The 11,056-nt window shown below is 34.8% G+C and carries 9 protein-coding genes; 5 read left to right on the top strand and 4 right to left on the bottom strand.

Features of this window, described 5'->3' with window-relative positions:
• The first annotated feature begins 308 nt into the window (after nt 1–308).
• The 4 genes from AB8P06_RS20405 to AB8P06_RS20390 all read left to right on the top strand — a co-directional run bounded on the left by AB8P06_RS20405 (nt 309) and on the right by AB8P06_RS20390 (nt 5,879).
• The gene (locus tag AB8P06_RS20405) at nt 309–1,346 is read left to right on the top strand and encodes a PLP-dependent cysteine synthase family protein (RefSeq protein WP_369844464.1); all 1,038 of its coding nucleotides are present in this window, start codon (nt 309–311) and stop codon (nt 1,344–1,346) included.
• A 77-nt stretch (nt 1,347–1,423) separates the two neighbouring features.
• A complete protein-coding gene (locus AB8P06_RS20400) occupies nt 1,424–2,695 on the top strand; it encodes an aminotransferase class I/II-fold pyridoxal phosphate-dependent enzyme (RefSeq protein ID WP_185096113.1) in 1,272 nt (423 codons plus the stop codon).
• 79 nt (nt 2,696–2,774) lie between these two features.
• On the top strand, nt 2,775–3,653 hold the full coding sequence (locus tag AB8P06_RS20395; protein WP_369844462.1) for a DMT family transporter: 879 nt from the start codon (nt 2,775–2,777) through the stop codon (nt 3,651–3,653).
• Between the two features lie 30 nt (nt 3,654–3,683).
• The gene (locus tag AB8P06_RS20390) at nt 3,684–5,879 is read left to right on the top strand and encodes a B12-binding domain-containing radical SAM protein (RefSeq protein ID WP_369844460.1); all 2,196 of its coding nucleotides are present in this window, start codon (nt 3,684–3,686) and stop codon (nt 5,877–5,879) included.
• A 374-nt stretch (nt 5,880–6,253) separates the two neighbouring features.
• On the opposite strand, the gene AB8P06_RS20385 is transcribed toward AB8P06_RS20390, so the two are convergent.
• From AB8P06_RS20385 to atpD, 3 genes are all read right to left on the bottom strand, one after another.
• Complete coding sequence (locus tag AB8P06_RS20385; RefSeq protein WP_369844458.1) at nt 6,254–7,075, bottom strand: hypothetical protein; 822 nt, start codon at nt 7,073–7,075, stop codon at nt 6,254–6,256.
• An 80-nt stretch (nt 7,076–7,155) separates the two neighbouring features.
• Nucleotides 7,156–7,437: a FoF1 ATP synthase subunit delta/epsilon gene (locus AB8P06_RS20380; RefSeq protein WP_369844456.1), complete on the bottom strand. Its 282-nt coding sequence runs from the start codon at nt 7,435–7,437 to the stop codon at nt 7,156–7,158.
• 87 nt (nt 7,438–7,524) lie between these two features.
• Complete coding sequence (gene atpD, locus AB8P06_RS20375; RefSeq protein ID WP_369844454.1) at nt 7,525–9,033, bottom strand: F0F1 ATP synthase subunit beta; 1,509 nt, start codon at nt 9,031–9,033, stop codon at nt 7,525–7,527.
• Between the two features lie 584 nt (nt 9,034–9,617).
• On the opposite strand from atpD, the gene AB8P06_RS20370 reads away from it, so the two are divergent.
• Nucleotides 9,618–10,538, top strand: coding sequence for a bifunctional riboflavin kinase/FAD synthetase (locus AB8P06_RS20370; protein WP_369844453.1), 921 nt, complete (start codon nt 9,618–9,620; stop codon nt 10,536–10,538).
• On the opposite strand, the gene AB8P06_RS20365 is transcribed toward AB8P06_RS20370, so the two are convergent.
• The gene (locus tag AB8P06_RS20365; RefSeq protein ID WP_369844451.1) at nt 10,535–10,888 is read right to left on the bottom strand and encodes an MmcQ/YjbR family DNA-binding protein; all 354 of its coding nucleotides are present in this window, start codon (nt 10,886–10,888) and stop codon (nt 10,535–10,537) included. The genes AB8P06_RS20370 and AB8P06_RS20365 overlap by 4 nt on opposite strands.
• Between the last annotated feature and the right edge of the window lie 168 nt (nt 10,889–11,056).

Genomic DNA, 11,056 nt, shown 5'->3' with positions numbered 1-11,056 from the left:
ATAGTTGACAAGTACGTGAAAAATGCAATGACGAAAATCACCCATCCTAGAACGGTGTTCCATTGCCTAAAGGTCCAATTTTTCATAGTATTAAATCAATTACGCGAAAATAGGGCTTTTATATCATTTTATGTTGATTTTAACAAAATTTAAAAATTTGGCGTGGTATTTGTCAATATTGTTAAGCTAAGATTGCAAATGAAAAAATAATTTTATTCAATTGAATGCTTACTAATCAAACAAAAGTTTAGAAATTATTTATTTTTTTGTATTTTTGCGGTCAGATTTTTATTGAAAAATAACAAATAATGAGTAATGTTTATGATAATATCCTTGGCCTGATAGGAAACACACCTATGGTAAAGCTAAATACTGTTACAAAAGATGTCCCTGCAACTGTTTACGCCAAGCTAGAATCATATAATCCTGGACATTCCACTAAAGATAGAATTGCACTTCATATTATAGATAACGCTGAAAAAAAAGGTTTATTAAAAGAAGATTCTGTAGTTGTAGAAACTACTTCCGGTAACACCGGATTTTCTATTGCAATGGTTTGCATCATCAAAGGATATAAATGTATTCTCGCAGTAAGTGATAAAACAAAACCTGAGAAAATTGCTTATTTAAAAGCTCTTGGCGCCACTGTATATATTTGCCCGGCAAATGTACCTGCAGATGACCCGAGATCTTATTATGAAGTAGCCAAAAGAATTGCTTCAGAAACACCCAATTCAGTTTACATCAATCAATATTTCAACGAACTGAATATTGATGCCCATTATCAGACTACCGGCCCTGAAATCTGGGAACAGACACAAGGTAAGATCACTCACCTTTTTGCCTGTACCGGAACGGGTGGAACTTTATCCGGATCGGCAAAATTCTTAAAGGAAAAAAATCCGAACGTAAAGATCATTGGTGTGGATGCTGACGGCTCTATTCTGAAAAGCTACCACGAAACCGGTGAAATACACAAGGAAGACGTTCATCCTTATCAGATTGAAGGAATGGGAAAAAATTTAATTCCTGCCGCTCTTCTTTTTGATAAAGTAGATGAGTTTGTAAGGGTAAATGATGAAATGTCTGCTTACAGAACCCGTGAAATTGCTTTGAAAGAAGCTATTATGGGTGGTTATACTACCGGAGCTGTTACCCAGGCTTTAATGCAATACGCTCAGTCTCATGAATTTTCAAAAGATGACGTGATTGTTTTAATTTACCCTGATCACGGTTCAAGGTATATCACCAAAGTATACAGTGACAAGTGGATGGCTGAGCAAGGTTTCGTTAACAACTGTGTTCACAATTATGATGAAGTTTTCAAAACCGAATTCATTAAATAAAAAAATAAATTTATACAAATCAAGCCTTTTTTGTAGATCACAAAAGGCTTTTTTACTTAAAAGTACTATATAAAATGTTGGATATTTTTGAAAGAATAAAAGAAAATCCCGGACCTCTCGGACAGTTTGCAGATTATGGTGAAGGCTATTTTATTTTCCCGAGACTGGAAGGTCCTATCGGTCCCAGAATGCAGTTCCAAGGAAGAGAAGTAATTTTCTGGAGTGCCAATGATTATTTAGGAATGTGTAACCATCCTGAAGTTTTGGAAGCTGATGCTAAAGCTGCTGCCGAATACGGAATGTTTTACCCGATGGGTGCAAGAGCAATGTCCGGAGAAACAGAACAGCATTTACAGCTTGAAAGAGAACTGGCGGATTTCGTACAAAAAGAATCAGCATATTTATTGAATTTCGGATACCAGGGAATGGTTTCCACCATTGATGCTCTGGTAAGCAGAAATGACGTGATCGTTTATGATGTAGATTCTCACGCTTGTATCGTAGATGGTGTAAGATTGCATTCAGGAAAAAGATTTACCTACAGACATAATGATATCGAAAGCCTTGAAAAAAATCTTCAGAGAGCGACTAAAGTTGCTGAAGAAACAGGAGGCGGTATTCTGGTGATTACTGAAGGAGTTTTCGGAATGAGAGGACAGCAGGGTAAAATAAAAGAAATCTGCGAGCTTAAATCAAAATATAATTTCAGACTTTTAGTGGATGATGCCCACGGATTTGGAACACTTGGTAAAACAGGAGCCGGAGCCGGAGAAGAACAGGGATGCCAAGATCAGATTGATGTTTATTTCTCTACTTTTGCAAAATCAATGGCCGGGTTCGGAGCATTTTTAGCAGGAGATAAAGATATTATCAGATATCTGAAATTCAACCTGAGATCTCAGATTTTCGCAAAATCTTTAACCATGCCAATGGTAATCGGAGGTTTGAAAAGACTGGAGCTGCTAAGAACAAGACCGGAAATCAAAGCAAAACTTTGGGAAAATGTAAATAAATTACAAAACGGGCTTAAAGAAAGAGGATTCAACATTGGTGATACCAATACTTGTGTAACTCCGGTAATGATGCAGGGAACTCCCGTAGAAGCTACCCTTCTTGTAAAAGATTTAAGAGAAAACTACAGAATATTTACTTCAGTTGTTGTTTATCCTGTAATTCCGAAGGGAATGATTTTATTAAGATTAATTCCTACCGCTTCGCACACCGATTCGGAAATTAATGAAACGCTTTCTGCATTTGAAGCAATTCACGATAAATTAGTAAGTGGTTACTATAAAGAGCAGGAGCAAAAATTATTAGAAGAACAAGGTTTAAGTTTCAAACCGATTTAATAATAAAAATTTGAAAAACCACTGAAACCCATCAGTGGTTTTTTATTATCAGTTTTAAAAGTTTTATAAAATAATATTCATGAAGTTTAAAGGCTATGCTTTAGGAATTATTTCGTCGGTTTCATATGGTTTGATTCCGATTTTTATCTTACCCGTTAAGCAGGCTCATTTTTCATTGGACATTACTTTATTTTATCGGTTTTTATTTTCTGCATTGATGATTGGCGGGTATTTATTGTATTCAAAAGAAAATCTTGCTATCAATAAAAAAGAAGGATTAATTTTAGCAACACTGGGAATGTGTTATGCACTTTCATCGGAATTCCTGTTTTTAGGATATGATTATCTCACGGCAGGAATCGCTTCTACCGTACTCTTTATTTATCCTGTGATTGTCGCATTGATCATGTTTTTCTTTTATAAGGAGAAACTGACAAAGCTTTCTGTCACTTCATTGCTTCTTGCTTTTGCCGGAGTAATCGTTTTATGTCTTAAAGGGAAAGGCCTGGAAATTAATTATACAGGATTGGGGATTGTCATGTTAAGCTCACTCTTCTATGCCCTTTATATTATCATTGTCAACAAATCAAAAATTAAAGTTTCCGGTTTTAAGCTTTCCTTTTATTCGATGTTGTTTACTTCAATTTTTTTTATGATTAAGGCCTTCATTGGAAAAGAATCATTTGAAATTCCATCAACAGCGATTTTTTTCAATTTTGCTGTTTTTGCATTTCTCACTACTGTCATATCAACTTTGTGTCTGGTATATGCCATTAAAAATATCGGTTCGACTGCGGCTGCAATTTTAGGAGCTCTGGAACCGGTGGTTGCTGTTATGGTAAGCATTTTGATTTTTCATGAAAAATTTACGTTCAATCTGTTCATCGGAATTTCATTAATCCTTTTCGGAGTTATCCTGAATGTTTTGGCGGGCAGTAAAAAGATGGTTCATTCATAAATTTAAGATAACTTTGTAAAAATTTTACTGTTGAAAGATCTGCTTCTTATCACTCCGCCTTTTACCCAGCTCAACACTCCGTATCCTGCAACTGCTTATATCAAAGGTTTTTTAAATACCCGGAATATTTCCAGCTACCAGATGGATTTAGGAATTGAAGTTATTTTGAAATTATTTTCAAAAGACGGAATCCGGCAGGTTTTCAACACCGGGATTGATCTTAAAAGTTCTTCGGAAAACTCCCAGAGAATTTTTGCCTTAAGAGAAGAATATTTAAAAACCATTGATCAGGTTATTCATTTTTTGCAGGGTAAAAGCCCTACATTGGCACGACAAATCTGCAGCATGAATTTTCTACCGGAAGCTTCCCGTTTCAATCAGCTGGATGATATGGAATTTGCGTTCGGAAATATGGGGCTGCAGGACAAAGCAAAACATCTTGCCACTTTATATCTTGAAGATTTATCAGATTTTATTGTTGAAAATATTGATCCGGATTTTGGTTTCAGCAGGTATGCAGAACGACTTGGAAAAAGCGCGAATTCTTTTGATGAATTATATTCAAAACTATGTGGTGATCAGACTTTTATTGATGAAATTACATTAAATATACTCCAGGAAAAACTGGAAATCATTAACCCTGAACTGGTCTGTTTTTCAATCCCGTTTCCCGGAAATCTATATTCCGCTTTCAGGTGTGCAAAACTGATCAAAGAAAATTATCCACATATAAAAACAGCAATGGGCGGAGGTTTTCCCAATACGGAATTGAGGGAAATTAAGGATTCCAGGGTTTTTGAATTCTTCGACTTTATCACATTGGATGATGGTGAATTACCGATTGAATTGCTTCATAAAAATATCAGGAATCTGAATAATATTGCTGAAACTGAATATAAAAGAACCTTCTTAATTGAAGATCAAAAAGTTATTTACAAAAACGATTCAAAAAAGCACGACTATAAACAAGCTGAGATAGGCACTCCCGATTATACTGATTTACATTTAGATCAATATATTTCCGTTATTGAAATTGCTAACCCGATGCACAGTTTATGGAGTGACGGCAGATGGAATAAGCTTACCATGGCTCATGGCTGCTATTGGGGTAAATGTACTTTTTGCGATATTTCTTTAGATTATATTAAAATTTACGAACCAATTTCCGCAAAAATTCTGGTGGACAGAATGGAAGAACTTATTAAAAACACCGGTGAAACAGGATTTCATTTTGTAGATGAAGCCGCTCCTCCGGCTTTGATGCGGGAAGTAGCTCTTGAAATTCTGCGAAGAAAACTGGTCGTTACCTGGTGGACCAATATCAGGTTTGAAAAAAGCTTCACCCGGGATTTATGTTTCTTATTAAAGCTCTCCGGCTGTGTTGCTGTTTCCGGCGGACTTGAAGTAGCAAGTGACCGGCTCTTAAAATTAATTGACAAAGGAGTTTCCGTAGAACAGGTTGCCCGGGTGACAAGAAATTTTACCGAAGCGGGAATTATGGTTCACGCCTATCTGATGTACGGCTACCCGACTCAAACCATCCAGGAAACTATTGATTCTCTGGAAATGGTAAGACAAATGTTTGAAATGGGAATTTTACAAAGCGGTTTCTGGCATCAGTTTGCCATGACTGCCCATTCTCCGGTCGGAATAAATCCTGAAGAATTTGGAGTCATTCCTATCAAACAGGAAATTTTATTTGCCAACAACGATATTGATTTTAAAGATAAAACCGGAATCGACCATAATCAATTTAGTTTTGGCCTGAAAAAATCACTCTTCAATTATATGCATGGAATTAATTTTGAAATCCCATTACAGGATTGGTTTGATTTTAAAATTCCAAAAGCAAGCATTCATTCGGATTATATTCATGATTCTCTCCTTGAAAATGATGATTTCAGTTTTAAAGGAAACTCAAAGGTGATTTTTTTAGATAAAAACGTAATCGCTGAGAATTACATAAAAACAAAAAAACAAAACTCATGGCCGTATACACGATTGACGTTCCACTTAAAAACGAATATAATTAAGATCGATCTGGAGCAGGAAAAAGCTGAATGGCTCATAGATGTACTCGAAGAAAATTCTGCGGAAAGTTCTAAAAAGATTACCCTTCAACAACTTAAGGTTCAATTTGAAGAAAGTTTTGAAGATTTTGAATTATTCTGGTTTTCAAAACCGATGCAACAATTAAAAGATAATGGAGTGATTCTGAGTTTGTAAAAATATTTTGATTTAAATTAAAAAAGTACATCAGGTTTTGTTAGTTAATGAATAGCTGAAAATTTTCGATTTCCTACAAAAGACCTTATAGAATCTTGCGCCTTTGCGATTAACTTAAAAAAAGTAAGATTATTCGCAAAGGTGCAAATTTTTAAAATAGCAATAATTTTTAAGGCGCAGGGATTTTTATCAGGGATAAAAATTGATACTGTAATAATGAAAATGTTTATGTATCAAAGTCTTTGTCTACACTAAAAAATAAAATAGAGATTCCTATGGAATGATAAACTAAGTGAAAAATTCCAAAAAATATAAATAAAAATTCCTGAAACTGATTTCAGGAGTTTTTTATGATTTAATGTAAAATTTAATTTTTATTTCTGTACGCCGTCTTTTACCACTTCACCGACTTCTACTTTTTCTTTAATTTTAATAAAGTTCGGATCCAGGATAGCCATTCGTTCTGCAATAGCTTTATAAGTTGGAAATTTTAAAATAGACGCTCTTCCGGACATTTCCCTGTATAAGGTAAAAGTTTTCCCGCCAGCCGTTTTTAATTGTTTCGTTGTTGTGATATATTTTCCGATGTATTTACTATTGGCATCATAAATTTCAATATCCACAAACGTTTTTTCTGCAATGGTGTCATCTGAACCGAAACTTACCGGCAGATTGGTAAAATATCCTACCGGAACTCCGTTGCTCAGGATTTCCCCGACACTGTTCACCTCAATTTTCAGCTTATCGATTTTACTTCTGGTAGTATAGGCTTCTTTGGTCTTGGTATCAAGCTTTCTTTTGGGCATATTTTTAAAAAGGTCATCTAAATTTTTGATGTTGATTCCTTTATTATCAATTATTTTCAGGCCTTTTATAGAAGTATAGACTGCTGATTTTTCTTCCCCGGAAAATGCCGATGGTGAAATGTAATCCAGATCAATTGATTTTTCTCTGTTATAGACCCGGTTGAGCTTTATGTAACTATCTCTTACAGAATCAACTATACTTTTATCAATAAACTCTATGGTATAAATGGGAGTTTCTTTTAAGTCCATAAAGGTATATTCATTTGATTTGTTTGATATTTTGGCGACATGCACTCCGTCAAGACTAACAATACCTCTTTTGGTTTTAAAATTCTGAGCATTGACCAGAATACCCAAAACTGTAAACAACATGATCATACTTCTCTTCATAAAATCAGATTTTTTACATCGCATAAAAAAAGTGTAACCAAAGTTACACTTTTTGAAAATATATTTAGCTTTTCATTTAATTATTCACAAAGGATAATTCCCTTATTATGATTAAATTCTACAACACCGCTTTTGATAGGATAAGAAAAAACCGAGTCTTTCTCATTTTCTTTGGTAAAGTTTTTAGCATAAGCTTCATCAATAGAATTAACAAACAGCTTTACTTTACCACCCATTAAAGAAGAAACAATTCCTGCGTGGTTTTTCATGATGTGAAATTCACCATTTTTTCCAGGCAACAATACAGAGTTTACTTCTCCTTCAAAAACTACGTATTCTGGTGTTAAAATTTTTATATTCATTTTAATTTAGATTAAAAGATTTCAGACTTCAGATTTCAGGCATTAAAGTCTCATGTCTATAATCTGATATCTTGATGTCTAATTTAATTAAGCGTTATCAGCCAACATTTTCTGTCCTGCTGCGATAGCTTCTTCAATAGTTCCTTTAAGGTTGAAAGCAGCTTCCGGTAAGTGATCTAATTCACCGTCCATAATCATGTTGAATCCTTTGATGGTATCTTTGATGTCTACCAATGATCCCGGGATACCTGTAAACTGCTCAGCTACGTGGAAAGGCTGAGATAAGAATCTCTGAACTTTTCTTGCTCGGTAAACTACTGATTTATCTTCTTCAGAAAGTTCTTCCATACCAAGGATCGCGATGATATCCTGAAGAGCTTTGTATCTCTGAAGAATTTCTTTTACTCTCTGAGCACAGTTATAATGTTCTTCACCAATAATTTCCGGAGCCAAGATTCTTGACGTAGAAGCCAATGGATCTACCGCAGGATAAATACCTAATGAAGCAATTTTTCTATCTAATACCGTAGTAGCATCCAAGTGAGCAAATGTAGTTGCAGGAGCCGGGTCAGTTAAGTCATCCGCAGGTACGTAAACCGCCTGTACTGAAGTAATTGAACCGTTTTTAGTTGAAGTAATTCTTTCCTGCATCGCACCCATTTCAGAAGCAAGTGTCGGTTGGTAACCTACCGCAGACGGCATACGACCAAGCAGTGCAGATACCTCAGAACCAGCCTGTGTAAAACGGAAGATGTTGTCTACGAAGAAAAGTACGTCTCTACCTTGTCCGCTTTCTCCACCATCTCTGTAGTACTCAGCTAATGTAAGACCTGAAAGTGCTACTCTCGCTCTTGCACCAGGTGGCTCATTCATCTGTCCGAAAACGAATGCAGCTTTTGAATCTTTCATAACTTCTAAATCTACTTTAGAAAGATCCCAACCACCGTTTTCCATAGAGTGCATGAAATCATCACCATATTTGATAATTCCTGATTCAAGCATCTCTCTCAAAAGGTCATTTCCTTCTCTCGTTCTTTCACCTACTCCGGCAAAAACAGAAAGACCTCCGTGTCCTTTTGCAATATTGTTAATCAACTCCTGGATCAATACTGTTTTACCTACACCGGCACCACCGAACAAACCAATTTTACCTCCTTTTGCGTAAGGCTCAACTAAGTCGATTACTTTAATACCTGTGAATAAAACTTCTGCAGAAGTTGAAAGTTGATCAAATTTTGGAGCTGGTCTGTGAATTGGAAGACCACCTTCCTTAGAAATATTTTGAAGCCCGTCGATAGCATCACCAACTACGTTGAAAAGTCTTCCGTTTACAGCCTCACCGATTGGCATTGTAATAGGATTTCCGTATCCGATTACTTCCTGCCCTCTTGTAAGACCATCTGTAGCGTCCATTGCGATACATCTTACTGTATCTTCACCAATATGTTGTTCTACCTCTAAGATTACTTTTTCACCGTTTCCTTTTGTAATTTCCAACGCGTCATAAATGCTTGGAACTGCTTCCACATCATTAAATACTACGTCGATTACCGGACCAATAATTTGAGAAATTTTTCCTTTAATTTGGTTTGCCATTGCTAAATTTTTTCTTGGTGCAAATATAATGATTCTTCATAAACTCACAATTGCTAAAAAAAAGATTTTTGTCATGCTTTTTAGAGAATATGCAATTCAAATTTCAGGGTTATTTTTTTTGAAATTCCATTTAATTTAAATATTATTAAGCATTCACCGGATTCATTAATTAAGTTTGATATCACAATTTTTTTGTACTTTTTAAATAAATCTTCACCGATTTACAAATTCTCAGGAAATAAATTTAGGCAATTATATACTATTTTACACTTATTGTTCCTTGCTTCTTTGATCGGTTTTTATCGCAAAGAAAGTGATGAGTCGGATCTATCAAAGATGAGCAAAGTTTAATCTATACGATAGATTTTCAAAAGAATGCTTCACAGCAGCTTTGCTGTTTTTCTTTGCTTTCTTAAAATATGGTCAGCATTGATATAAAAAATGATGGGTGTAAAATAGTATCTAGTTGCCTAAATATAGATTTCGATAGACAGCATCAAACAGCATAACATGAAAATAACTTATACTATATTATCATAGATAATTTTAAAGGCTTTATATTTGCAGTCAAAATTTTTTCCGTTTTGAAAGTTTTCAAAAATTTTAATGATTATTCTTCTCAAAAGCCTTTAGCATTATCTCTGGGTATGTTTGACGGGGTACATCTTGGACATAAAAGTATTATTGATGAATTGACGAAAGTAGGTGCAGATAATAATCTGGAGACTGCTGTCCTCACATTCTGGCCACATCCGAGATTTGTTTTCAATCCAAATGAAGATTTAAAGCTTCTGAATACCCTGGAAGAAAAGAAATCCCTGATGGAAAAATATGGCATCAATAATTTATTCCTTAAAGAATTTGATGAAGAATTCAGAAACCTTACGGGAGAAGAGTTCGTTCGGCAAATTCTTGTTGAAAAATTGAATGTAAAGTATCTTATCATCGGTTACGATCATTCTTTCGGAAAAAATAAAAGCGGAAATTTCGAGCTTCTTCAGAAACTTTCAAAAGAACTGGATTTTGAAGTTGAACAAATGGAAGCGATTAACATTCATGAAAATAATATCAGCTCCACTAAAGTCAGAAATGCCCTTTTAGCGGGAAATATCATCAATGCCAATGAAATGTTGGGCTACTCCTACTCTGTTTCAGGAAAGGTAGTTCACGGAAAGAAAATCGGAAGAACAATTGGTTATCCTACTGCCAATATAGCAACTGATTCTATTAAGCTTTTACCTAAAAAGGGAGCTTATATTGTTGAAGTCTATGTAAAAGGCCAACAGTATAAAGGAATGTTAAGCATTGGCACAAACCCGACTGTAAACGGAGAAACATTAACTGTTGAAGTTTATATCCTGGATTTCAACGGAGATATTTACGATGAAAACATCACTGTAAAATTCAGAGATTTCCTTCATGACGAGATCAAATTTGAAGGTCTTGAAAAACTAATTGAAAGACTGGATGAAGATAAAAGATTAACAGAAGAGTTTGAATTTTAACTGTTTATAATTTCCTCTTTCGCCTTTTTCGTTAATGAAGAAAACACCAGATCATAAGACTGGTCAATCAGCTTAAAAATAAGCTCTCTTTTCAAACCGTCTACAGAAACCGAATTCCAGTGGGTTTTATTCATATGATATGCTCCCGTGATCTGTGGATATTGCTCACGAAGCTCTGAACTCCATTCCGGATCGGTTTTTACATTAATACTGAGAGGCTGGCTTTCAAGCCCCATCAACAGAAACATTTTTGTTCCTACCTTCATGACAAGGGTTTCGTTATCAAAGGGAAAACTTTCTGTAACACCTTTTTTCGCAAGGCAATAATCTAATATTTGGTTGGCATCCATAAGTATGGGTGATGGTTATGAGTTATAAGTTAGTTATAAGTTATGAATTATAAGTTATGAGTTATGAGTGATAATTGATGTTTAGGAATTTCTTTTAATCTTTTAATCTTTTAATCTTTTAATCTTTTAATCTTTTAATCTTTTAATCTTTTAATCTTTTAATCTTTT

The sequence above is a fragment of the Chryseobacterium tongliaonense genome (assembly GCF_041224435.1).
Classification (GTDB): domain Bacteria; phylum Bacteroidota; class Bacteroidia; order Flavobacteriales; family Weeksellaceae; genus Chryseobacterium; species Chryseobacterium tongliaoense.
Note: the sequence above shows the minus strand (reverse complement) of the source record. Positions and strands in the feature narration are given on the sequence as shown.